This window comes from Dysgonomonas sp. BGC7 (assembly GCF_001261735.1).
In the GTDB taxonomy this organism is placed as follows: Bacteria; Bacteroidota; Bacteroidia; order Bacteroidales; family Dysgonomonadaceae; genus Dysgonomonas.
The window spans coordinates 175,781-198,393 of sequence record NZ_CVRP01000006.1 but is presented as its reverse complement, the minus strand read 5'-3'; the positions used below and the strand labels follow the sequence as shown (position 1 = coordinate 198,393).

At 38.2% G+C, this 22,613-nt stretch carries 23 protein-coding genes; 11 read left to right on the top strand and 12 right to left on the bottom strand.

What is annotated here, in order from left to right; genetic code table 11:
* Positions 1 to 92 precede the first annotated feature (92 nt).
* Both uvrA and BGC7_RS04670 read left to right on the top strand, forming a co-directional pair.
* A complete protein-coding gene (uvrA, locus tag BGC7_RS04675; protein ID WP_050700401.1) occupies positions 93 to 2,879 on the top strand; it encodes an excinuclease ABC subunit UvrA in 2,787 nt (928 codons plus the stop codon).
* A 16-nt stretch (positions 2,880 to 2,895) separates the two neighbouring features.
* A complete protein-coding gene (locus tag BGC7_RS04670; RefSeq protein ID WP_050700400.1) occupies positions 2,896 to 3,381 on the top strand; it encodes a low molecular weight protein-tyrosine-phosphatase in 486 nt (161 codons plus the stop codon).
* Between the two features lie 37 nt (positions 3,382 to 3,418).
* Here the strand turns inward: BGC7_RS04670 and BGC7_RS04665 are convergent, their stop codons facing one another.
* The 3 genes from BGC7_RS04665 to tatA form a co-directional block, all read right to left on the bottom strand.
* Complete coding sequence (locus BGC7_RS04665) at positions 3,419 to 4,369, bottom strand: NAD(P)-dependent oxidoreductase (RefSeq protein WP_050700399.1); 951 nt, start codon at positions 4,367 to 4,369, stop codon at positions 3,419 to 3,421.
* A gap of 17 nt (positions 4,370 to 4,386) precedes the next feature.
* Positions 4,387 to 4,809 carry a hypothetical protein gene (locus tag BGC7_RS04660; protein ID WP_050700398.1) on the bottom strand — a complete coding sequence of 141 codons (423 nt, stop codon included), beginning with the start codon at positions 4,807 to 4,809 and terminating at the stop codon, positions 4,387 to 4,389.
* 68 nt (positions 4,810 to 4,877) lie between these two features.
* A complete protein-coding gene (tatA, locus tag BGC7_RS04655) occupies positions 4,878 to 5,069 on the bottom strand; it encodes a twin-arginine translocase TatA/TatE family subunit (protein ID WP_050700397.1) in 192 nt (63 codons plus the stop codon).
* A 207-nt stretch (positions 5,070 to 5,276) separates the two neighbouring features.
* Between tatA and BGC7_RS04650 the strand changes: the two genes are divergently transcribed.
* On the top strand, positions 5,277 to 6,764 hold the full coding sequence (locus BGC7_RS04650; RefSeq protein WP_050700396.1) for an O-antigen translocase: 1,488 nt from the start codon (positions 5,277 to 5,279) through the stop codon (positions 6,762 to 6,764).
* Positions 6,765 to 6,768: 4 nt separating this feature from the next.
* Here the strand turns inward: BGC7_RS04650 and BGC7_RS04645 are convergent, their stop codons facing one another.
* Together BGC7_RS04645 and BGC7_RS04640 are read right to left on the bottom strand one after the other, a co-directional pair.
* Complete coding sequence (locus tag BGC7_RS04645) at positions 6,769 to 7,434, bottom strand: hemerythrin domain-containing protein (RefSeq protein WP_242034345.1); 666 nt, start codon at positions 7,432 to 7,434, stop codon at positions 6,769 to 6,771.
* Between the two features lie 51 nt (positions 7,435 to 7,485).
* Complete coding sequence (locus tag BGC7_RS04640) at positions 7,486 to 8,094, bottom strand: LuxR C-terminal-related transcriptional regulator (protein ID WP_050700394.1); 609 nt, start codon at positions 8,092 to 8,094, stop codon at positions 7,486 to 7,488.
* A gap of 223 nt (positions 8,095 to 8,317) precedes the next feature.
* Here BGC7_RS04640 and BGC7_RS04635 point away from each other — a divergent pair, with 223 nt between their 5' ends.
* From BGC7_RS04635 to cdaA, 3 genes are all read left to right on the top strand, one after another.
* Positions 8,318 to 9,220 (top strand): DUF2156 domain-containing protein, encoded by a 903-nt coding sequence (locus tag BGC7_RS04635; RefSeq protein ID WP_050700393.1) that lies wholly within the window; start codon positions 8,318 to 8,320, stop codon positions 9,218 to 9,220.
* 176 nt (positions 9,221 to 9,396) lie between these two features.
* Complete coding sequence (locus BGC7_RS04630) at positions 9,397 to 10,263, top strand: GNAT family N-acetyltransferase (protein ID WP_050700392.1); 867 nt, start codon at positions 9,397 to 9,399, stop codon at positions 10,261 to 10,263.
* A 179-nt stretch (positions 10,264 to 10,442) separates the two neighbouring features.
* Positions 10,443 to 11,225 carry a diadenylate cyclase CdaA gene (cdaA, locus tag BGC7_RS04625; RefSeq protein ID WP_082206470.1) on the top strand — a complete coding sequence of 261 codons (783 nt, stop codon included), beginning with the start codon at positions 10,443 to 10,445 and terminating at the stop codon, positions 11,223 to 11,225.
* A gap of 12 nt (positions 11,226 to 11,237) precedes the next feature.
* Here the strand turns inward: cdaA and BGC7_RS04620 are convergent, their stop codons facing one another.
* From BGC7_RS04620 to BGC7_RS04595, 6 genes are all read right to left on the bottom strand, one after another.
* A complete protein-coding gene (locus BGC7_RS04620; protein ID WP_242034344.1) occupies positions 11,238 to 11,516 on the bottom strand; it encodes a T9SS type A sorting domain-containing protein in 279 nt (92 codons plus the stop codon).
* A gap of 127 nt (positions 11,517 to 11,643) precedes the next feature.
* On the bottom strand, positions 11,644 to 12,558 hold the full coding sequence (locus BGC7_RS04615) for a ribonuclease Z (RefSeq protein ID WP_050700498.1): 915 nt from the start codon (positions 12,556 to 12,558) through the stop codon (positions 11,644 to 11,646).
* Between the two features lie 5 nt (positions 12,559 to 12,563).
* The gene (locus tag BGC7_RS04610) at positions 12,564 to 13,145 is read right to left on the bottom strand and encodes a 7-carboxy-7-deazaguanine synthase QueE (RefSeq protein WP_050700389.1); all 582 of its coding nucleotides are present in this window, start codon (positions 13,143 to 13,145) and stop codon (positions 12,564 to 12,566) included.
* Positions 13,126 to 13,488 carry a 6-carboxytetrahydropterin synthase QueD gene (gene queD / locus BGC7_RS04605; RefSeq protein WP_050700388.1) on the bottom strand — a complete coding sequence of 121 codons (363 nt, stop codon included), beginning with the start codon at positions 13,486 to 13,488 and terminating at the stop codon, positions 13,126 to 13,128. The genes BGC7_RS04610 and queD overlap by 20 nt, the downstream gene beginning before the upstream one ends.
* Before the next feature lie 34 nt (positions 13,489 to 13,522).
* Positions 13,523 to 13,903 (bottom strand): tautomerase family protein, encoded by a 381-nt coding sequence (locus tag BGC7_RS04600; RefSeq protein ID WP_050700387.1) that lies wholly within the window; start codon positions 13,901 to 13,903, stop codon positions 13,523 to 13,525.
* 6 nt (positions 13,904 to 13,909) lie between these two features.
* Positions 13,910 to 16,021: a S9 family peptidase gene (locus BGC7_RS04595; protein ID WP_242034343.1), complete on the bottom strand. Its 2,112-nt coding sequence runs from the start codon at positions 16,019 to 16,021 to the stop codon at positions 13,910 to 13,912.
* Positions 16,022 to 16,297: 276 nt separating this feature from the next.
* Between BGC7_RS04595 and BGC7_RS04590 the strand changes: the two genes are divergently transcribed.
* From BGC7_RS04590 to BGC7_RS04570, 5 genes are read left to right on the top strand one after another with little or no spacing between them, the layout of a single operon-like run.
* Entirely contained in the window at positions 16,298 to 17,431 is a 1,134-nt protein-coding gene (locus BGC7_RS04590; RefSeq protein ID WP_050700385.1) for a TlpA disulfide reductase family protein, read from the top strand.
* Positions 17,432 to 17,484: 53 nt separating this feature from the next.
* The gene (locus BGC7_RS04585; protein WP_050700384.1) at positions 17,485 to 19,029 is read left to right on the top strand and encodes a YifB family Mg chelatase-like AAA ATPase; all 1,545 of its coding nucleotides are present in this window, start codon (positions 17,485 to 17,487) and stop codon (positions 19,027 to 19,029) included.
* A 10-nt stretch (positions 19,030 to 19,039) separates the two neighbouring features.
* Positions 19,040 to 19,651: a DUF4254 domain-containing protein gene (locus tag BGC7_RS04580; RefSeq protein WP_050700383.1), complete on the top strand. Its 612-nt coding sequence runs from the start codon at positions 19,040 to 19,042 to the stop codon at positions 19,649 to 19,651.
* A gap of 28 nt (positions 19,652 to 19,679) precedes the next feature.
* Positions 19,680 to 20,717, top strand: a complete 1,038-nt coding sequence (locus BGC7_RS04575) for a glycosyltransferase family 9 protein (protein ID WP_050700382.1) — start codon at positions 19,680 to 19,682, stop codon at positions 20,715 to 20,717.
* Positions 20,714 to 21,841 carry a glycosyltransferase gene (locus tag BGC7_RS04570; protein WP_050700381.1) on the top strand — a complete coding sequence of 376 codons (1,128 nt, stop codon included), beginning with the start codon at positions 20,714 to 20,716 and terminating at the stop codon, positions 21,839 to 21,841. Before BGC7_RS04575 ends, BGC7_RS04570 begins: the two co-directional genes overlap by 4 nt.
* Before the next feature lies 1 nt (position 21,842).
* On the opposite strand, the gene BGC7_RS04565 is transcribed toward BGC7_RS04570, so the two are convergent.
* Positions 21,843 to 22,559 carry a glycosyltransferase family 2 protein gene (locus BGC7_RS04565; RefSeq protein WP_050700380.1) on the bottom strand — a complete coding sequence of 239 codons (717 nt, stop codon included), beginning with the start codon at positions 22,557 to 22,559 and terminating at the stop codon, positions 21,843 to 21,845.
* Positions 22,560 to 22,613 lie beyond the last annotated feature (54 nt).

Here is a 22,613-nt window from a genome sequence, read left to right as displayed (position 1 = left end):
CCCTATTTCTATTTTTAGAGTTTAGCAATAATTATTAAATACAAAATGTGGTCTTTTTTTCGTAATTTTGTATCCATTTTTTGAACAAAGGTATGTCGGAAGAAAAAAATATATTCATAAAGGGAGCGAGGGTTAACAATCTGAAAAACATAGATGTGGAAATACCCCGCAATAAATTTGTAGTTATTACAGGATTATCTGGTTCAGGGAAGTCTTCTCTGGCATTCGATACGCTCTATGCAGAAGGTCAGCGCCGCTATGTAGAAAGCCTTTCTTCATATGCACGCCAATTTCTTGGGCGTATGAATAAGCCCGAAAGCGATTATATAAAAGGGATTCCGCCCGCAATAGCAATAGAGCAGCGGGTAAGTGCCCGCAATCCACGATCTACTGTCGGAACTTCCACCGAAATATACGAGTATCTCAGGTTATTGTTTGCCCGCATAGGAAAAACAATTTCTCCTATATCGGGGCAGGAAGTAAAGAAACATCAGGTGAGCGATATCGTTTCCAAAATGCAGACATATCCCGAAGATACACGTCTGGCAATACTCACAAAGATTATATTACGTGATAACCGTTCATTGAATGAGCAATTGGAAATTTTACTCAAAGAAGGTTTTTCGCGGGTAGAGCTAAAAGGTAAATTTGAACGGATAGAAGATATCTTAAAACAAAAGGATAAATATAAGCCGGATGAACTGCTTTTACTGATAGACCGATTGACATGTGATAATGATGCAGCGAATATCAGCCGTTTTTCGGAATCGATAGAAACAGCTTTCTTCGAAGGAGAAGGCGATTGTGTTATCCGCTTCTATGTAGGAGATAAAATAGAATCATTCGATTTTTCTCGTCATTTCGAGGCCGATGGCATGCAGTTCGAAGAGCCTACCGACATGATGTTCAGTTTCAATAGTCCTGTAGGAGCCTGCCCTATTTGCGAAGGCTTTGGACGTGTGATGGGCATAGACGAAGATCTTGTAGTCCCTGACAAAAGCCTGTCGGTATATGAAGACGCTGTAGTGTGCTGGAAAGGGGAGAAAATGAGCGAATGGAAAAATGAGTTTATCCGTTCGGCAAGCAAATACGATTTCCCTATTCATCGTCCTTACTACGAACTTTCCGACAAAGAAAGGACTTTGCTTTGGCACGGCGCCAAGGGCTTGCATGGTATTGACGACTTCTTTAAGATGGTAGAAGAAAATCAATACAAAATACAATACCGTGTTATGCTAGCCCGATACAGAGGAAAAACCACTTGTCCTGCCTGTAAAGGCGCAAGACTGAAACCTCAGGCACTCTATGTAAAAGTAGGAGGAAAGAATATAGCAGACCTCGTATTAATACCAATAACAGAGTTAAAGGATTTCTTTGACAATCTCGACCTTAACGAGACTGACGCCGCCATAGCCAAACGACTTTTGACAGATATAAATATCCGCATACAATATCTTGTGAATGTTGGGCTGGGGTATCTCACCCTTAACCGTTTGTCCAACTCGTTGTCGGGGGGAGAAAGCCAGCGTATCAATCTGGCAACATCGCTAGGCAGCAGCCTTGTCGGATCTCTTTATATATTGGACGAACCAAGTATAGGGCTTCACTCGCGCGATACCGATCTGCTCATAAAAGTTTTGCAAGAACTGAAAGCAATAGGCAATACAGTTGTGGTAGTAGAACACGATGAAGAAATAATCCGTGCTGCGGATTACATCATAGATATGGGGCCTAAAGCGGGACGGCTCGGAGGAGAGGTCGTTTATCAGGGTGATGTTGCCGGACTGAGAAAACAAACGGACAGCTACACTGTGCGCTACCTCAACGGAGAAGAAAAAATCGAAGTTCCCAAGACACGACGCAAGTGGAACAATTTTATAGAAATAAAAGGAGCACGCCAGAACAACCTTAAGAATATAGACGTCAAGTTTCCGTTGAATGTAATGACCGTAGTAACGGGTGTAAGCGGATCGGGAAAATCCTCTCTCGTATGCGATGTACTATATACGGCTCTTGAGCGACACTATAAAGGCAAGGGCGACCAGATAGTGCAATACAACAGTCTGGTAGGCGATCTCAAGCTGATAAAAGACATCGAAATGGTAGACCAGAATCCTATAGGACGTTCGTCACGGTCTAACCCTGTAACTTATATCAAAGCCTACGATGAAATCCGCAAACTTTTTGCAGATCAGCCTTTAGCTAAACAAATGCACTTTACGCCTGCCTATTTTTCGTTCAACGTAGAAGGCGGACGATGTGAGGAGTGCGCCGGAGAAGGAAAGATTCTCGTAGAGATGCAGTTTATGGCAGACGTGCTATTAGAATGCGAAGTCTGTAAAGGTAAACGATTCAAACAAGATGTATTGGATGTACAGTATCGGGGAGCCAGCATACACGATGTGTTGGAAATGACCATCGATCAGGCGATAGAGTTTTTCGAGGAAGGAAAAGGAAACACAGAAAAGAAAATAGTAAAACGTTTGAAACCTTTGCAAGATGTGGGTTTAGGTTATGTCAAGCTTGGACAATCTTCTTCATCTCTGTCGGGAGGAGAAAATCAAAGGGTAAAACTAGCCTTCCACTTGGTAGATGAAAAACCCGAACCAACACTGTTTATATTCGACGAACCAACTACAGGACTTCACTTCCACGATATAAAAACACTGTTGAAAGCCTTCGATTCACTGATTAAGAGAGGTCATACCATCATAATAATAGAACATAATATGGACGTGATAAAATGTGCCGATCATATTATCGATATAGGTCCTGAAGGAGGTAAAGAGGGAGGCAATATAGTATGTGAAGGTACTCCCGAGACTATCGTCAAATGCAAACAATCGTATACAGGAAAGTTTTTGAAAGAAAAACTATAAATTAAAGTAATTGAATATGGCTGAAAACAAGAAATATAAGGTTCTCTTTGTCTGCCTGGGAAATATATGCCGTTCTCCTGCTGCCGAAGGCATCCTCAAAAAGATGATACAAGAGCAGGGGCTAGAGAACAAAATATCAGTAGATTCGGCAGGAACATCGGGCTACCATGATGGAGAATTACCCGATCCTCGTATGCGCCAGCACGGAACTCACAGGGGATATCAGTTCGATAGCCTATCTCGTAAATTTACAAGTCGGGACTTCGACAATTTCGACCTCATTCTTGCGATGGACGACAACAATTACAGAAATATAGTACGTCTGGCTCTCGATTTAGAGTCTAAAGGTAAAGTCCATCGTATGGTAGAATTCTCGGAAAAATATGGACATGATCATATTCCCGATCCTTATTATTCAGGGTCTGACGGATTCGAACAGGTTCTCGACTTACTTGAAGATGCCTGTGAAGGACTACTAAAAAAGATAAAAGAACAAATATAGATCAGATATCTGATCTATATTTATATTTGTTTGTCGGTTAATTCACTTTATCTATCTGCCTTCCTTCAAAGAAGTTTGTTATATTTTTAGCAACCTCCTCTTCCATTGCTATCCGTCCGGCATATGTTTTAGTTCCGGCATGAGGACATAGTACTACATTATCAAGCCCGACCAATTCTTCAGGGATCTTTGGCTCATTTTCATACACATCCAATCCGGCTGCATAAATAGTTCCCTCTTTCAAGGCCTTAGCCAATGCAGATGCATCTACTAATTGCCCTCTGGCTGTATTAACTAGAATAGCTGTCGGTTTCATTTCTCGAAGTTCTTTTTCTCCGATCAAATGATAAGTTTCGGCTGTAGCAGGAGCATTGAGTGAAATCACATCTGACTTCTTCAATAGTGTTTCAAAATCGACATAGACTGCACCATATTTATCCTCTATCTCTTTTGGCAGAGCATGCCGATTATAATAGATAATATTCATACCCGAGGCAACAGCCCTGCGAGCAACAGCCTGTCCGATTCGCCCCATACCATATATACCCAAAGTTTGCCCATAGAGAGACATGCCTAGATCGCCAAAGAGGCTCCAATCGAGACGAACACCATTATGCAGTTTATGATTGTAATAAGCAACTTTTCGTGAAGTAGCCATAATAAGAGCAAAACAAAGTTCGGCAGTAGGTTCCAGTACCGACTGAGGGGTGTTGGTTACTGTTATACCTTTCGAGGAGGCATAAGCCACATCTATGTTGTTATATCCAACTCCAAAATTAGCAATGAGTTTAAGATTTGCACCCGCATCTATAATTTCTGCATTCGTCTGAAACGAAAAATTAGGAACCAAAACATCCACATCTTTTATCAGTTCAAGAACTTCTTCTTTCTTAAACAAATCGTTTTGAGGATAGATTATGTCAAACTTTCCTTCGAGGCTTCGGAATCCTTCACGAACAAAGTTGTGTCCCATTAATATCTTTTTCATGCACTGGCCATTTATAGTTATAAAATTCCCTTTTCTTCGAGTATTTTTGCCACCTGCTCCCAGTCGACATATGGTCTGTCCGCCTCCGGATCATCCATTATAAGCGGACAACCAAGATTTGCATCATCTATATAAAGATGTCCATAAGCCTTCGGCGAAGAAGTCCAAAATCTCTGTGTAGGATTTTTCTGTACACCATACAAAGGTATTCCCTGTTGCTCGAACCACTGAATAGCCTCTGTTAAAACATTTTCTTCAACAACAACCTCGACTCCATCGACCTTTTTCTTCTTTTTGCGATCGCTTCGCATAGTAAAGAGAATAAGACGATGCCCGTTGTCGGTAAGAGCTTTTAGTACAGGAACTGCACCTATATCTTTTCCTATCAGTGGAAATTCATGAGAAACACATGTTCCGTCAAAATCTATACAAATATCCATAATTGAATCTATTAAAATAAAAACCCGAACTAATGCAAGTCCGGGTCTCTAATATCTGATATATACATTTACTCTTTCTCTGTTGTACCTTTAATATCATCTTCAAGGCCGCTTACACCATCCTTAAAGTTTTTGACACCTTTGCCAATCCCTTTCATTAGTTCCGGAATTTTTTTACCTCCAAAAAGTAATAAAACAACAATTGCTATAATGATAATTTCGCCGGTGCCTAGATTTCCTAAAAATAAAAGTGTGTTCATCTGGTTTATTTTACATTAATTATAAATTCTGCTTGCTAAAATAATCAGAATAAAATTATTATCGGAGCTTTTTACAATTTTTAATTGCAGAAATAGCCAAATAAAGATTATCCCAGATATCTTCTGCACGATCTTTCTAAAGATAATCTCGCTAAAAAATAATAGATTTGTATTACGAAAAAATGTACGCATAATAAAAAGCGGATATTGAAAAAAAACAATACGTCATATAATCAGATTCTAAAGTCGACGACAATATTCGGAGGCTCTCAGTTTGTAGTCATTGTAGCAGGTATCATCAGAGCTAAAGTGGTTGCTCTATTGCTGGGAACAACCGGAGTGGGATTCATCGGTATTTATCAATCGGTAATAGAAACATTGCGTTCGGCTTGCAGCATGGGACTCGACACAGCAGGAGTAAAAGAAATAGCCCAAGCCCGACAAGAAGAAGACGAAGACGAAGATACTTTTAATAAGACAGCAACACGATTCAATAAATGGTTTAAAACATCAGCCGTAATCGGGTTTATCATATGTATCGGCCTTAGCTATCCAATTAGTATCTGGGCGTTTGACAGTGACGAATACAGCTTCTATATAGCGGCTCTGTCCGTGTGTGTATTTCTGGCGATACTAACCTCTGGACGCACTACTTTGCTGCAAGGAATAAGACGTATTCCCGAAATAGCAAAATCGACCATAATAGGCAGTATCGCAGGGCTGGTAATGACTATCCCTCTGTATTACATATTCGGAATTGAAGGGATCCTTCCATCTTTTATCGGAACAGGATTGATCTCCTTTATCTGTGTGGAATATTTCTATCGCAAACAAAATATAAAGAGGGTCCCTTTATCATATAAAGAAACATACCAAACGGGATTGCAATCTCTGAAACTGGGTATCTTTATTGTGTCTGCCACTTTCATTGGTACAGCCAGCATGTTTGCAGTAAAAGCATTTATTACACATACTATAGATATAGAGACAGCCGGACTGTTTCAGTCGGCATGGGCAATAACGAATGTTTCTCTGATACTTATACTTCGCTCGATGGGGTCAGACTTTTTTCCAAGACTATCTGCCATATCCGATGACAAGAACAAAACAAAACAATTGGTAAATGAGCAGACATATATTGTTCTGATAATCTCCTCTCCGGTAATAGTGGGAATGATTGCCTTCTCAGGACTGGTTATATCCATTCTTTATTCATCCGATTTTATTCCCGCAAATTCTCTTCTGCAATGGCAGGTTGCAGGTACTTTCCTCAAAGTGCTGAGCTGGCCTATTGCATTCATCCTTCTTGCAAAAAACAAAGGATTGCTTTTCCTCTTTTCCGAGGTCGTATATTACATAATTTATCTCCTCTCAGGTTATATTTTATCTTCCGACTATGGACTAAATGCGTGGGGGATAGCATACCTTGTGGCATATGCAATATACCTACCAATAGTATACCTCGGAGCAAGACATGTTTCAGATTTCGTGTGGTCTTCCAATATTATAAAAATGGCAATTATTAATTTTAGCCTTATAGGATGTGCATTCGGAATATCCCGGTTCGAAATTGAGTATGGCATTTTTATTGAAATCGCAATTTTTATCCTGAGCACAGGATATGCTTTATTTAAGCTTAGCAAGGTCTTCCGACCTAGCGATCTAAAAAATTGGTTTAAACACAAAGATTCTTAGATTCTCACTTTTGTGTTCTTTCTTTCTCAATCCTCTTTACTCTTGGTATCACCAGACTATCTTCGATAAAGGTATGCGCTTCCAATTCCTCTTCCGACATGTAGAGTTCGGTAAGTATATTCACCATTAGCATCTGATCTTTAGATCCTGACACATACTTCATCAGTATTTGTTTCAGATCATTCATCTTGCCTTCTATGTCGTTGTGTCGTTCTTCGAATATATTTATCGAATATGGCTCTTTACAAGATTCTTCCATCAGCGAATAAACATATGGGAATACAACTTCGTCTTCGTACTGCATATGTTCATAAACCTCATTTGTATAATTGTCGAAAAAGTCGAGAACAGCCTGCTGAAGCCCTCTGTCGGCATCAGAGAAGACAAGTTCCAGTTTACGACGGATGTTAGGCAACCTTTTTTCGAGAAAATAGCTATGGGAGCTTTTCAGATATCGCAAGAGCGGCCTTAGAGGAAGTGACTCGAAAGTGGCTTCTACATCAATTATTGATTTATTGGATTGAAAGTTGGCAAGAAATAAGAAGCAATTGGTATCAAAGTCATTTTCCTTGCAAACAGTATCGACACTTTTCTCTCCAAATCCGAGAGAAATATTTAAACGGCTAAGAAGATATAACAAACGATAATCGGCATCTATAAGATCCGACATTTTCATCGTCTTTTTAAATATAATAGTTACATTTTGCATATCGTTGTGTTTTTATTCGTCCTGATATTTTATCTCAGAAATGTCTATCAGCTTATTTATTATGGCATAGATGGTCAGACCTGAAATACTATGTACTTTCAATTTACGGGTTATGTTGCGGCGATGGGTTATAGCCGTATGAATAGAAATATTGTGATGATCTGCAATTTCTTTATTACTCATACCCTTCACCACACTGATAAGGATCTCTTTTTCTCTATCGCTCAACTCTTCCTGATCTGTCTGACTATTTTGTTCTTTATTCAGACAATTAAGGAGGATTTCTTCTATTTTCGACTCGGAGTCATTAATTTTTATCACCGCATCGTACGATCTGTAAAACTGCTCATCGATAATATTATACACAAGAGCTATAATCGCTGTCTTATTATTTAGGTTGAGCTGCTGGCGTATATCCTGTCTCGATGTATGTCCCAATAGCATTGGATTGATAAGGACTGCATCAGGTCTCAGAATATCAAGTTGGTAATTGATATTTTCCATTTCTTTCAGTTCTACGACCTTACCCACGCTCGCCAGTTGAGACAAGACATAGACTAACCCTTTTCGGATAATATATGAAGTTTCGGCTACTGCTAATACTTTTTTTGAATTCGACATTTTTATTCGATAAAGTCCTTATATAGAATGGTTCTTTATAAATAGCAAATTTCGTTATAAATAATATTATACGCAAATGATACGGGCACATAATGAAGACAAAGATTTGTTATCTTTATATTTTCCACATTATTATCTTAAAAACCGTTTACATCCATGCACATTCTAAACAAAATTTGTACTAGCTTTGTTTAACAATCGGCTATTTTGATAAATTACATTTATGATAAACTTTAAACAAATTACACTTTCCGACAAAAAAGATATAGATGACTGTTTTTCAGGGAATACATATAGAGCCTGCGATTTTTGCTTCACGAATCTATATACATGGAACGCTAAATTCAAAACAGTATTTGCTATTGCACACCGTACAATATTTCTTAAATTCACAGAATCTGACGGATATGTGTACTATATGATGCCCATCGGCAAAATGCCATTAAAAGACGCTTTCGAGTTAATAAAGCAAGATGCCAAGGACAATAAAATTCCTTTCCGGATGAAAGGCATCACAGCCCGAATGTGGGACAATATACAAAAGGAAATGCCAGATATGTTCCAGTATATACCCGACCGAAATAATGACGAATATATTTATCTCTCCGAAAAGCTAATCAAACTTTCAGGAAAAAAACTTCAGAGCAAACGCAATCACATCAATCGTTTTAAAGCCGACAATCCCGACTGGGAATATTTTCCCCTTACCGAAAAGAAAGAACTGGCAGAGTGCATAAAGATGCTCGATGAATGGGAAGAAAGTGTAGAATCACGGATCGACAAAACTCTAAGATACGACTATATAGCGACCAGACTAATGCTGGAAAACTTTGAATACCTCCGTCTAAGAGGAGGAGCTGTGAAGGTGAATGGCAAAATAGTAGCATTCACAATAGGCGAACCTCTGACTACAGATTCTTTCGTAGTGCATGTAGAGAAAGCCTTTGCCGACATGAATGGAGCATACACCATTATTAACCAGCAATTTATAGAGCATGAAGCTTCTGAGTTTACATACATAAACAGGGAAGAAGATATGGGACTGGAAAATTTACGTAAGGCGAAGATGTCTTATTATCCCGACATTCTTCTGGAAGAAGGAATAATATTACCCAAAAATTCTTAAAAAAGTATGTATCTTTAACTTCTCGATATTATAAGATATTCTTTATCTATAAAGGATAACAGGATATAATAGATATTTAGCTTAGAGAGAAAAGTAACAATTAAGAAATAGTCGGAAAACTGTAACTTTTGTCACTTTTTAGTTAAAAAAGACGGACAGCGAAACAGGAGGTAGATATGATACAGTTTGCAGATAAGGAAACATCGCACTTGGTACGTCAGTTGTGGGAATTATGCTTCGACGACACGAATGAATTTATAGATCTGTTTTTCTCTGAAAAATATAAACCGGAGAATACCCTACTCTATTTTGAAGAGGGCAAGGCTGTTGCAGCTCTACAAATGCTACCTTATACAATTACTTTCTATGAAGAAACAATCCCTTTTTCCTATCTGGCCGGATTGTGTACCCTACCCGAATATCGCAAAAGAGGCTATATGGCTCAACTCATTTACAAGGCACATGAGGTAATTGCAGCAAGAGAAATTCCGTTAGCGATACTCGTACCTGCCGAAAACTGGCTATTTGCCTTTTATGAAAAATATGGATACGAAAAGGTTTTTGAAGAAGGGATGAAACCATTGTACCCAATACAGGATATACTGCAAGTTCATCAGTCGCTAGAGGGTGCATATCTTCAATTCGATTCTCTATATAGGCACAAAGATTTCTGTGTACAGAAAAGCCTGTCCGATTTTAGGACTATAGTAAAAGAGCAAATAATGGACAGCTTTCCTCCTAAGTATAACATTGCAGGAATGGCTCGAATTATAGATGCAGATAGACTATTACAGCTCTATGCAAAAAGAAATCCTTCACAAGATGTATGTATAAAAATAAAAGGAGAAGGTGGTGTCCCTTCCCGCATACTGGATGTAAACAAAGGAAGTGTTATGATTTCTGAAAACAAGCAGCCGGACTTAGAAGTTGGCAGTCGAACTTTGTGCCGGTTACTCTTCGGTTATAAGATTAACGAGCAGGAGACTATTTACAGAAAATATTTTCCAGCCCATCATCCTGTAATGAACCTAATGCTAGAATAAAAGGTTTTTTAAGAACAGTGACAACGTTTTGTTGATCAACTATAAAAGAAATAAATTATCTTTGACTATTATTAAGTAAGTGAAAGAGAATATCTAATCATATATTCTGTAACATAGCGGCTTGCTGATGTTATACTATATAAATAACAAATAGGTCTGCGACCTTAACTTCGTGGCATCTGATGGAAAATTTTGGGATAAAGGATATAATTGACATATTGCTGGTAGCTACAGTAATGTACCAATTGTACCGCATTGTATCTAAATCGGGAACGGGAGCTATCTTTAACGGAGTATTGGCCTTCATCATTCTGTGGATTCTAATATCGCAGGTGTTGCAGATGCGTCTGATGGGAGCTATTCTCGACAAATTTGTAAACATCGGGCTTTTCGTACTCATCATCATTTTTCAGGACGAAATACGGCGCTTTCTTATCTCATTAGGCTCAAACCGAACCTTCCGCTACTTCTCGAGGCTATTCAGATCGAAAGGAGTGAGCGAAGTGCATGATTCCTCCATTACTTCAATGGTTCTGGCCTGTATGAATCTGGCTAAAACATATACAGGGGCACTTATTGTAATACAACAAGAGATGTCTCTCAACCAATTTGCAGATACAGGAGAAAAATTAGATGCTGATATAAGTACCCGTCTTATAGAAAACATATTCTTTAAGAATACACCTCTGCATGATGGGGCTATGATTATATCGGGAAACAGGATAAAGGCTGCAGGATGTATACTACCCATATCTCAGAATCAGGACATACCTAAATCGTTCGGACTACGCCATAGGGCTGCATTGGGTATATCGCAGGAAACAGATGCAAAAGTTATAGTTATATCCGAGGAGCGTGGTAAAATCTCATTTGTAGATGAAGGCAGGATAGAAGCCAATATAACGCCCGAAAAACTACAGGAATTCCTTATAGAGTCCATGAGTGGGAAGAAGAAAAAATAAAAGAGGATTTATTTATCTTACGATTACCTTTGTAGCAACTTTACCTGCTTTTAAGATATACAGGCCTTTAGGTAAGTCGAGAGGATATTCTCCAATACAGTTTTTGAGGTTGACACTTTTTACTTTTACCCCCAAGAGGCTATAAACCTCAAGATAACCAACTGTAGGAACATTCTCCATTTTTATTGAAGAAGTAGCATTTATAAGTAGTCGCAAAGTCATGGTTTTATCATCCTGCTCTACCGACAGAGAAGGGAATGAGATATCAGACGTTTTGGACACAACTGTCATAGCTGTGCATACAAAACAAAAAAGAAGTAATATTTTCTTATAATTAACCATACTTCACGCCTAACTGACACAAATATAGAGATTAATAGTTAGAAAAGAATAAAAAAAGAGAAAAATGCTCTTCATTTTACAATTTTTCACGTAAGCCTTCGTTGGCTAATATGGTCTCAGGAAATATCTCCCGGGCTTCTTCCAGCAAGATACTATTATCAGGATAACGAGCCGAAAAATGCCCCAGCATTAACTTCTTAACCTTTGCCATTTTTGCGATCTGTGCCGCCTGACGGGCAGTAGAATGCCCTGTCTCTTTGGCACGGGCAATATCTGAATCGGCAAAAGTAGATTCGTGATAAAGCAAATCTACACCTTCTATAAGAGGAACAATCCTCTCATCGTATGCCGTATCGGAACAGTATGCGTATGAGCGAGCCGGCTCCGAAGGTTTGGTCAAGATACCATTGGGTACAACTTTTCCTTCTTCGGTAATAAAATCCGCTCCCTGTTTTATGCGTGACAGCTCTTTTACAGGTATATTATAGAACTTAATCATGTCGGGCAAAAGATGAGCTTCCTTCTGCTTCTCCTGAAACAGAAAACCTGCACAAGGTACCCGATGAGAAAGCGGTATTGTCTTTACAGTAAGTGATCTGTCTTCGTATATAGTTTCACTATTATGAGGATCGAATACATTTATCTTTACTTGAAAAGGATTGTCGCGGCAAAAGAAATCAAGTTCTGCACGAAGAGTTCTCTCTAAACCTGCAACTGAATGAATAAACAAATCGCCTGTACGACCAAGCAAAGCCAAAGTGGATATAAGGCCAATAAGACCGAAGCAATGATCTCCATGCAGGTGAGATATGAAAATTTGGTTTAAACGACCAAATCTCAATTTACTTCGCCTAAATTGCAGTTGAGTACCCTCACCGCAGTCTATCATGAATAGCTTTTCTCTTATATTCAACACTTGCGATGAAGGGTTATGAAGCGTAGTAGGTGTGGCAGAACCGCAACCCAGTATATCGAGTTCAAATTTCTCCATCCCGCCTATTCTATATGTATCAGTTTGTGTATTTGAAGGCTCAAGCGCCATTGGGGATTATCTTTTATCAAGGCAACACAATAGTCGACATTAGCCTGATTTATCTTATCTCCATCGAAAATAGGACTGAGAAAATAATTATCAGCCACAGGAAAGACCGATACATCAGGAAGTGTATCTCCCACAGCAATAGGAATACGTATTTCTTCAACTTTCGGAATTCGGCCTTTAATACTGCCGTAGTCTTGTTTAGGGCTACATGTGATATAGTCTATCAACGAAGGAACTCTGCGTGTACCATTTGTTTCTATCGCCTGCATATATCCATGTTGACGAAACACTTCGAGATGTTCATCTTTTAGTTGGATTGTAGGTTCTCCTCCTGTCCATATAATCCACTTACATGGGAAAGGTTTTATCCTATTCAGGATATCATCAATAGACATATCTTCTCCTTCTGCAAAATCAGTATCGCAGAAACTACACGCCAGATTACACTTCGTTAGGCGAATAAATATAGAAGGCTCTCCACTTCTCCCACCTTCACCTTGCAAAGAGTAGAAAATCTCATTTACATTCAACTTCATATATAGCAGTTGTTTTAGGCGTTTCCGATACTTCTACCGCGTATAGTTCGGACAAATCTTTCCGAAAGACGTCATAGAGGTATTTGGCAATATTTTCGGCAGTGGGATTAAAATCAAAAACATCGTTAAGATGTCTGTGATCTAGAGTATTGTCTATATATTGTTTTACATTGTCCAGTTCTCTGTAATCTTTTACAAAACCGACTGCATTTAGTTTTTCGGCTCTCAAGTGAACTGTTACCACATAGTTGTGTCCATGTAGCCGCGAGCAAGGATGTTCTTCCGGCAAACCCTCAAGAATATGGGAAGCCGAAAATGAGAATTGTTTACTTATTTTGTACATGTATGGTTGATCTATTATTTAATATTATCTTGTCTCAAATATTAATTTTAAAGTCAAGAGGAGCCTCGTCCGCCGGTATTCCTCTTTTTACACCCCAGTTTTGAGGGGGTTGCTCATTCAGCATAATCATTATTTTATCTTTATTGACACCGATTTTCTCAACGTTATCAACAATAGCTCTGAATAATTTCTTTTTTGTTTCTTTTGTTCTACCCGAAAACAGGGCTATTTCTATAAGAATTTCATAGGGAGGCTTCATTTCAAAGAAACCTGCACGATATTCAATAACACGTACATTTCTGTCATCGGCAGGCATTTGCAGAGTATATACGACAGCATCTGTCACAACATCCCGAAGATCAAAAAGCATTTGCTTCTCCAGCCCTTCTATTAATTCTATCTTTATTGTAGGCATAAGCTGTTATTTCAAAAAGTCATCAAAGTATCGCGTTATATGTTCGTGCAGATGTACACGATCGCGACCTATCATATTGTGACCATGACCGGGATAAACGAAAAAGTCGGGATGAGTACCTTTACCTATGGCAGACTTGATAAACTGAAGACTATGTTGCATAACAACAGTAGGGTCTTCATCACCATGAATAATAAGCAAACGCCCTTTGAGATCGCTCGCACGGTTTACCATACTCGTCTCTTTATATCCTTCAGGATTTTCCTGTGGACTATCCATATAACGTTCTCCGTACATTATCTCATAATACTTCCAGTCGGTAACAGGCCCTCCGGCTACACCAACTTTGAACACATCGGAGTGACGAAGCATCAGGTTCATTGTCATAAAACCACCAAAACTCCATCCATGCACGCCTATACGATCGGCATCGACATAAGGCAATGATTTCAAATAGGCCACACCTGACATCTGGTCTTTTGTTTCTACTACCCCAAGTTGGCGATGTGTGATGTTTTCGAAATCGAATCCTCTGTTGCTTGTACCTCTATTGTCGAGAGAGAATGCAATATATCCTTTCTCCGCCATATAGATCTCCCACCCTCTGGTCTGAGCCATCCACGAATTGTTTACCATCTGCGAATGAGGGCCTCCATATACGTAAACCACAACGGGATACTTTTTGTTTGGATCAAAGTTTAACGGCTTAACCAACCGATAGTACAAATCGGTCTTACCATCATCGGTTTTAATAGATCCAAGCGTTATTTCAGGCAATTTCGTGTTCCTAAAAGGATCTTTTGCAGAATGAAATATATGAGTTTTATTTGTTTTAGTATCAGTTATGGCAGCTTTTCCAGCATTGTATTGAGAATTATATACATCACTTATATATCTGCCCGAAGCGCTCAACATAGCAGAATGCATCCCTTCTTCTTTCGAAAGCTGAATTTTCTTCCCTGTCTTAAGGTCCAGTTTGTATATATGTTTTTCAATGGGACTAGCCTCCGCAGAAAGATAGAACAGATTTTCTCCTTTTTCGTCAAATCCCAATACAGACAAAACATCCCAACTGCCCGATGTGATTTGCCTGATTAATTTCCCCGACACATCATACAAATACAGATGATTGAAGCCATCACGTTTGCTAAACCATAAGAACTTGGAAGGATCACTCTTCAAGAAAATAGCGCCATGTTCAGGCTCTACATATTTTTTATGCGTTTCTGTAAACAAAGTTGCTTCGAGTTTTCCACTAGCTGCATTATAGCTCTTCAACACACATGTATCTTGCCCTCTGTTTAGTTCTGCAATATATACAGATTTGCCATCGGGGCTCCAAGTTACATTAGTTAGATATTTCTCTTTAGGAGTTCCTGTATTTAGAAAGACTGTATTATTCGTTACGGGGTTGTAAATACCAATAGTAACATGATGACTTTTCATTCCTGCCATTGGATATTTTATATCTTTAAGACGAGCCACCCGGGCAGAAATGTCTACCAAAGGATAATCAGTTACCATTGTCTCATCCATCTTGTAGAAAGCTAACAAATCTCCTTGAGGAGACCAAAATGTACCTTTATCTATTCCAAATTCGTTGCGATGAACTGTCTGCCCACTAACAACTCCTTTATTGCTTTCGTTAGTTACAGCGATTTCCTTACCTTTTCCATCTTGTATATACAAATTATTATCTTTTGTATATGCCATATAGTCTGTTCCTTCTGCCCAATCACGATTTTCAGCTTTTTCCAAAGATTTATATTCTGCCTTAACCGTTTTTGTAACCATATCATACAGGTATATACTTCCTCCGGAAACAATACGAAGTAAGTGTGACTGAGGAGAAACAAACTGTACTCTATTCAACGAGCCGGGCTTTTGAGACTGATCGATCTGAATACTATTGTTTATATCAGCCAAGGTAAGCAACACTTTGGGTTTTTCTTTGTCTGTATAAGGAGCAATCATCAAGGAGTCTCCTTTTGCATACACTAGATTTTCTCCATACCAAGTCAGTTGACGCGGCATTTCGGCACGATACTTGTAATATGTTTTCCCTCCCGGAATAAGGTCTTCCAGTGTCAGGGGAATATCTTGACTATATGATTTCATTGGGAGTAATAAACTTGTAGCTAAAAAAATAAAGTGCGTGAACCTCATATCTATCTTGTTTTTTGAGAATACAAAGATAATGTTTTTCTCCCTTGAAGATTTAACTTCCTGACAGTTTAATAGAAATGGAACTATGATTAAATGAGCTAGCAGAGCAAAATAGAGAGGAATTAGTTTTTTTTAGAACAATTTTATTTTTTTAAACGTTTTAAAAATAAAAGGTATCTTTGTACGTTATAATAAGAAAAAGTGGTAATCAAACAAAATTGCTAAAAGATGGGGTCTAAAATCAATATATATCTATATACAGTTATTCTATTATTAATCACATTAATATCTTCTTGTAATAGAGACCCTAATATTTACAAAGTAGAGGGCAAGTTGGCAAATGCCGAAGCTGGTCATTTTTACGCTTCGTATGAGCGTGGCGACTCTGTACATGTTACAACAATTACAATAGACAAAAACGGAGAATTCTCATTCGAAGGTGAAATAGATACTCTTACCGTAATGTCACTCTATTTTAACGAGAATATAAAAAACACTTTCATTCTTGTAGATAAAGGATGGGATGTAAAAATAGAAGGAGACCTCTTATACACTGATCTGATAGACGTTAAAGGTGGAAGTGTTAATGACGATCTTACTTCTTTCAAGAACAAAAACAGTGAGCTGTTAAAATCCAGAGCAGATATTCTGATGTCAACGGGAGGAAGCAACACCAACAATGACAGCCTGCCTGTAAAAGATTATGTGGTAGAGCTTAAAAACATAAACTTCGAATTATCGAATATAGCAGCTGCATATATAAAAGCGAATCCTGACAAAATAGCAAGTGTCATGCTTATCAACAATTTCTTCAAGGACGAATCAGCTCTTCCTCGTCTTGACGAAAATCTCGCCTTACTAAAAGGAAAGGCTATTGACTTTCCTCTTACTGCCGAATTAAAGAAATTCAGAGATAAAGTTAAAGCATCATCTGTTGGCACTTATGCCCCTCATTTTTCATTAACGAACATACAAGGCAAGAATATACAGCTAACAGACTTTAGAGGAAAATACCTCCTTCTTGCGTTTGTTTCCACTACATGCGATATATGTAAAGACGAAAAAAAAGATGCTATAGCAATTTATAACGAACTGAAAAAACAAAAGAAAAATATCGAGTTTGTAACAATTGTAAAGGATATAGAACAAAAACCTCTTGACGACAATATTTCAGATTCTATAAAGTGGAATATCATACCTGTAAATGGAGGATGGGGCGCAAAAACATTCGACACATACTATATTCGTGAAATACCATATAATATTCTTATTTCTCCTACAGGCTATATATTGGAAAGGGATTTGCGCATCTCTGCTCTGCCTGGGAAATTAAAAGAACTGGAACTTAGTAACCAAAAGTAGCATAAGTATATTTTATTTTCTTACTTTTGTTTTTTAACAAAACATGCGAGTAGATGCTAGTCAAGGTTTTTGGAGCTGCTGTACAAGGTATAGAAGCCACCTTAATCACAATAGAAGTAAATTGTTCTAAAGGTATAAAATTTATGCTGGTCGGGCTTCCTGACGCTTCTGTAAAAGAAAGCCACGAACGCATTATCTCAGCCCTGCAAGTAAACGGTTACAAATTTCCACGACAACAAATCGTTATAAATATGTCTCCCGCTGATATTCGCAAAGAAGGTACAGCATACGATCTTCCATTGGCTATTGGAATATTAGCAGCATCGGGAAGCATAGAACACGACAAGCTGGAGGACTTTCTCATAATGGGAGAGCTATCCCTCGACGGTAGTATACTCCCCATAAAAGGAGTATTACCCATCGCAATAAAAGCAAGAGAATTAGGTTTCAAAGGTCTTATTTTACCAAATAAAAATGCAAGAGAAGCCGCTGTAGTAAATAACATTGAAGTATACGGGGTTGATAACATAACAGAAGTTGTAGAATTCTTCAACGGAGAACAAACTTTAAGCAAAACGGAAGTAGATACCCGTGCCGAATTTTACGATGCCCAACAATACTTCGAATTTGACTTTTCAGATGTTAAAGGACAGGAAAATGTAAAAAGAGCATTAGAGGTAGCAGCAGCAGGTGGTCATAACCTTATAATGATAGGACCTCCGGGTGCAGGAAAGTCTATGATGGCAAAACGAATGCCCTCCATTCTTCCTCCTTTTACACTACACGAAGCTCTTGAGACTACCAAAATACACAGTGTAGCAGGCAAAATCAGTACTGAAACATCTTTAATGTCACAACGCCCATTCAGAAGCCCTCATCATACAATCTCAGATGTAGCATTAGTGGGAGGAGGAGCCTATCCTCAGCCCGGAGAAATAAGCCTTGCACACAACGGTGTTTTATTCCTTGACGAATTACCTGAATTTAGTCGCAGTGTATTAGAAGTCATGCGTCAACCGCTCGAAGACCGCAAAATTGCAATATCAAGATCTAGATTTTCGGTAGAATATCCTGCAAGTTTTATGCTTGTATCATCGATGAATCCTTGTCCCTGTGGCTACTATAACCATCCGGAAAAAGAATGCGTATGTCCTGGAGGATCTGTACAGAAATATCTGAATAAAATTTCAGGGCCATTATTGGATCGTATAGATATACACATTGAGATTATTCCCGTACCTTTCGAAAAAATATCAGATACAACTCCGGCCGAAACGAGTGAAGCAATAAGAAAACGCATCATAAAAGCAAGGGAAATACAAAACAAGCGGTTCGAGAAAGAAGAAAATATACATTGCAATGCTCAAATGACTCCAAAGCTGCTGGCAAAGTATGCTTCACCTGACAGCGATGGGCTTCAACTATTAAAAACAGCAATGGATAGATTTAACCTATCAGCAAGAGCCTACGACCGCATATTAAAAGTATCGCGCACGATTGCCGATTTGGATAATTCTGAAAAATTATTGCCAAAACATTTGGCAGAAGCAATTAATTACCGAAATTTGGATAGGGAAAATTGGGGGAATAAATTATAAAATATAAAATATGACTTTTACTGAATTAAGTAATGCCATCTTTGATAAAACGATATCTGATTATCACACAATGGATAATGTAGATGCGCCTGTAAATAACCCTTATACGGTTAAATCAATAGAGTATTATTTGTATCTTAAAAACTGGATAGATACCGTACAGTGGCATCTTGAAGATATAATCAGAGATCCCGACATTAACCCGCAAGACGCTCTTGGGATAAAGAGAAGAATAGACAAATCGAATCAGGATAGGACAGACCTTGTAGAATTGATAGACAGCTATTTCCTTGACAAATACAAAGATACGAAAGCACTTCCAGATGCCCGCATAAATACAGAAAGTCCGGCATGGGCTCTCGACAGGCTCTCTATTTTAGCTCTGAAAATATATCATATGCAACAAGAGGCTGATAGGGAAAACTCTTCTGTAGAACACCGCGAACAAGCAAAGAACAAACTAGACACACTTCTTACACAAAGAAGAGATCTTTCTACAGCCATAGAAGAATTGTTGGAAGATATAGAATCGGGAAAAAAATATATGAAGGTATATAAGCAGATGAAGATGTACAACGATCCTTCACTAAACCCTGTATTATACGGTAAATCTATAAAATAAACATATAAATGTTCACTCACTCCTAATTATGGCTAAAGTATTAGTTATAAGATTTTCTTCTTTTGGTGATGTAGCTATGCTCGTTCCTGTGATATTTTCTGTAGCATCGAAATATCCGCAGGATAGGTTCTCTGTAATGACACGTAAAGCATTTAGTCCGTTGTTCGAAAATCTGGGCTTTAACATAAACGTTATTCCTCTCGACCTTGGTAAAAAGCATAAAGGAATTAGCGGCTATTTTAAAGTAACAGAGAAAATACTTTCACAAGGTTATACACATATTGCTGACGAACATGATGTTTTGCGGTCGAAGGGCATTCGATACTCAATGAAAATATTCGGCAGAAAAACGGCACATATAAATAAAGGCAGAGAAGAGAAGCAAGCCGCAATAGACAATAAGACATTATATCCACCACTAAAACATACAATCGAACGTTATCAGGATGTTTTTGACAAGCTGGGCTTTCCTGCTCCTATGGTATTTAACAACCTATTCGACTTTGTGCCAAGAAATTTCTCCGCTCTAAAGTCAATAACTTCAGAGAAAAAAGGCAGATGGATAGGCATAGCTCCATTTTCTAAACACAAAGGAAAAATATACCCTTTAGAAAAAATGGAAAAAGTTGTGGAAGCCCTGTCTAAAGAAGAGAACACCACATTATTCCTTTTTGGATCGGGAAAAGAAGAACAAAAGGTTCTTTCACTATGGGAACAGAAATACCCAAACATAATTAACCCAACAGGAAAACTGAACCTATCGAGAGAGCTATTACTAATATCGTACTTAGATGTAATGCTATCTATGGATTCGGCAAATATGCATCTTGCATCGCTGGTACAGGTTCCCGTTGTGTCCGTATGGGGTGCCACCCATCCATCTCTTGGCTTTTATGGGTTTAGACAAGATCCGAAAAATGCCATACAAATTGATCTGGATTGTCGTCCTTGCTCTGTTTTTGGCGACTTACCTTGTCAACGGGTAGACTATGCCTGCCTAAATAGAATATCGGAAACATCTATCGTCGAACAGATACATAAAGTTTTAGAGAAGAAAACAGAATGAAAATAGCAATTCTTTCTCCTTTTTACCCATATCGGGGAGGTCTGGCTCAACTAAATGCCAGACTGTATACAGAATTGTCGAAACAAAATGAAGTAAAAGCTTATACTTTTACAACTTTATACCCTAACGTTCTCTTTCCTGGAAAAACCCAATATGTACAAGATGGTGATCCTGTAACCGTAATAGATAGCATAAGAATATTGAACAGCGTCAACCCTTTGTCGTACATAAAAACAGCGAAGCTAATAAATAAATATTCTCCCGATCTGCTTATCATTCCCTATTGGATGTCATTTCTAGCTCCTGCATACGGATCGGTATGTATGTTCCTAAATAAAAAAACAAAGGTTGTTTCACTTGTTCACAATGCCATATCTCATGAACGAACTATTATAGATAAGCCGTTAGCTAAATTCTTTTTTAACAGATGTGATGCCTTTATTGTGATGAGCAAACCTGTAAAGAAAGACCTGCTAACCCTCAGAAAGGATGCAAACATCTTATTGCAACCTCATCCTATATATGACCAGTATGCCGAACGAATAGAGAAAGAAGAAGCATGTGATAAGCTGGGAATAAAAAGTGATAAAAAAAATCTATTGTTCTTCGGACTTATAAGAGACTACAAAGGCTTGGATCTTCTCATAGAAGCTATGTCTGAGTTCGACAATTCGTATCAGCTAATCATAGCAGGAGAAAGCTATGGAAGCTTCGACAAATATGCTACTCTTATAAACCAATCGTCGCTAAAGGACAATATTGTAGTTTTCGAACAGTACATCCCCGACGATATGGTATCTACCCTCTTTTCGGCTTCAGATGCGCTAGTTTTACCATACAGATCTGCAACACAGAGTGGAGTTGTTGCTCTTGCTTATCAGATGGAATTGCCCATGATAGCGACCAATGTGGGAGCCTTGGGAACTACAGTAAAAGAGTCGGGAACAGGACTCGTTGTTCCACAACCTACACATTCAGATATTGCCAAAGGAATCAAAGACTTTTTTGATCAGAATAATAATATAGAAGAATACAGAAAGAACCTTAAGAAAGAAAAAAAACGATTGTCATGGGATAATTTCACCAAGTCAATCGAATCTTTTTTCCATTCTCTAAAGAATTAGGTTATTTCATTCTGAAAAGGCCATATTTGAGCATGCAGATAAAGGCTCTTACACCATCGCGCCATCCAATTTTTTTACCCTCTTCATAAGTTCTTCCATAATAAGAAATCCCAACTTCATATATTCTTACGTTAGGATATCTGGCAACCTTAGCCGTTACTTCCGGCTCGAACCCGAAACGTCTTTCCTGAAGCGGTATAGATTGTATTATATCTGCACGAAACAGTTTATAGCAAGTCTCCATATCTGTAAGATTCAGGTTGGAAAACATGTTAGAAACAGTGGTCAGTAACTTATTACCTATCGAATGCCAGAAAAATAAGATCCGATGAGGATTACCTCCCATAAATCTGGAACCATAAACGACATCGGCAAAACCTGTAACAACAGGTTTTAGCAAAATATTGTACTCTTCCGGATCGTATTCGAGATCAGCATCCTGTATTATTATATAATCTCCGGTAGCTTCTTTTATACCCCGATGAAGAGCAGCCCCTTTTCCCATATTTACAGGTTGCTCAAAAAGCTTCATATCAGCCTGAGGATGCTCGGCAATATATTTTTTCACAACCTCGATAGTGTCATCTTTAGAGCAATCATTAACAATGATAATTTCTTTAGTAAAATGATTAATAAGATCGACAGCAATAACTTTATCCAAAATCAAATGGATTGTTCTGGCTTCATTGTAAGCAGGAATAACTATGGAGAGCTTCATAAAAATTTGTCGTTATATTTTATACAAAAGTAAGTAATATAATTGATTTGACTA

Bases quoted from the DNA above. Each gene is read 5' to 3' on its own strand.
- BGC7_RS04620 (WP_242034344.1), bottom strand. From the start codon at position 11,516: ATGACAGTTGTGTCCAAAACGTCTGATATCTCATTCCCTTCTCTGTCG.
- BGC7_RS04575 (WP_050700382.1), top strand. From the start codon at position 19,680: ATGGCTAAAGTATTAGTTATAAGATTTTCTTCTTTTGGTGATGTAGCT.
- tatA (WP_050700397.1), bottom strand. From the start codon at position 5,069: ATGAACACACTTTTATTTTTAGGAAATCTAGGCACCGGCGAAATTATC.
- queD (WP_050700388.1), bottom strand. From the start codon at position 13,488: ATGTACAAAATAAGTAAACAATTCTCATTTTCGGCTTCCCATATTCTT.
- BGC7_RS04565 (WP_050700380.1), bottom strand. From the start codon at position 22,559: ATGAAGCTCTCCATAGTTATTCCTGCTTACAATGAAGCCAGAACAATC.
- BGC7_RS04600 (WP_050700387.1), bottom strand. From the start codon at position 13,903: ATGCCTACAATAAAGATAGAATTAATAGAAGGGCTGGAGAAGCAAATG.
- BGC7_RS04615 (WP_050700498.1), bottom strand. From the start codon at position 12,558: ATGGAGAAATTTGAACTCGATATACTGGGTTGCGGTTCTGCCACACCT.
- BGC7_RS04610 (WP_050700389.1), bottom strand. From the start codon at position 13,145: ATGAAGTTGAATGTAAATGAGATTTTCTACTCTTTGCAAGGTGAAGGT.
- BGC7_RS04665 (WP_050700399.1), bottom strand. From the start codon at position 4,369: ATGAAAAAGATATTAATGGGACACAACTTTGTTCGTGAAGGATTCCGA.
- uvrA (WP_050700401.1), top strand. From the start codon at position 93: ATGTCGGAAGAAAAAAATATATTCATAAAGGGAGCGAGGGTTAACAAT.
- BGC7_RS04640 (WP_050700394.1), bottom strand. From the start codon at position 8,094: ATGTCGAATTCAAAAAAAGTATTAGCAGTAGCCGAAACTTCATATATT.
- BGC7_RS04595 (WP_242034343.1), bottom strand. From the start codon at position 16,021: ATGAAATCATATAGTCAAGATATTCCCCTGACACTGGAAGACCTTATT.
- BGC7_RS04585 (WP_050700384.1), top strand. From the start codon at position 17,485: ATGCTAGTCAAGGTTTTTGGAGCTGCTGTACAAGGTATAGAAGCCACC.
- BGC7_RS04670 (WP_050700400.1), top strand. From the start codon at position 2,896: ATGGCTGAAAACAAGAAATATAAGGTTCTCTTTGTCTGCCTGGGAAAT.
- BGC7_RS04570 (WP_050700381.1), top strand. From the start codon at position 20,714: ATGAAAATAGCAATTCTTTCTCCTTTTTACCCATATCGGGGAGGTCTG.
- BGC7_RS04630 (WP_050700392.1), top strand. From the start codon at position 9,397: ATGATACAGTTTGCAGATAAGGAAACATCGCACTTGGTACGTCAGTTG.
- BGC7_RS04590 (WP_050700385.1), top strand. From the start codon at position 16,298: ATGGGGTCTAAAATCAATATATATCTATATACAGTTATTCTATTATTA.
- BGC7_RS04580 (WP_050700383.1), top strand. From the start codon at position 19,040: ATGACTTTTACTGAATTAAGTAATGCCATCTTTGATAAAACGATATCT.
- BGC7_RS04635 (WP_050700393.1), top strand. From the start codon at position 8,318: ATGATAAACTTTAAACAAATTACACTTTCCGACAAAAAAGATATAGAT.
- BGC7_RS04660 (WP_050700398.1), bottom strand. From the start codon at position 4,809: ATGGATATTTGTATAGATTTTGACGGAACATGTGTTTCTCATGAATTT.
- BGC7_RS04645 (WP_242034345.1), bottom strand. From the start codon at position 7,434: ATGTCGGATCTTATAGATGCCGATTATCGTTTGTTATATCTTCTTAGC.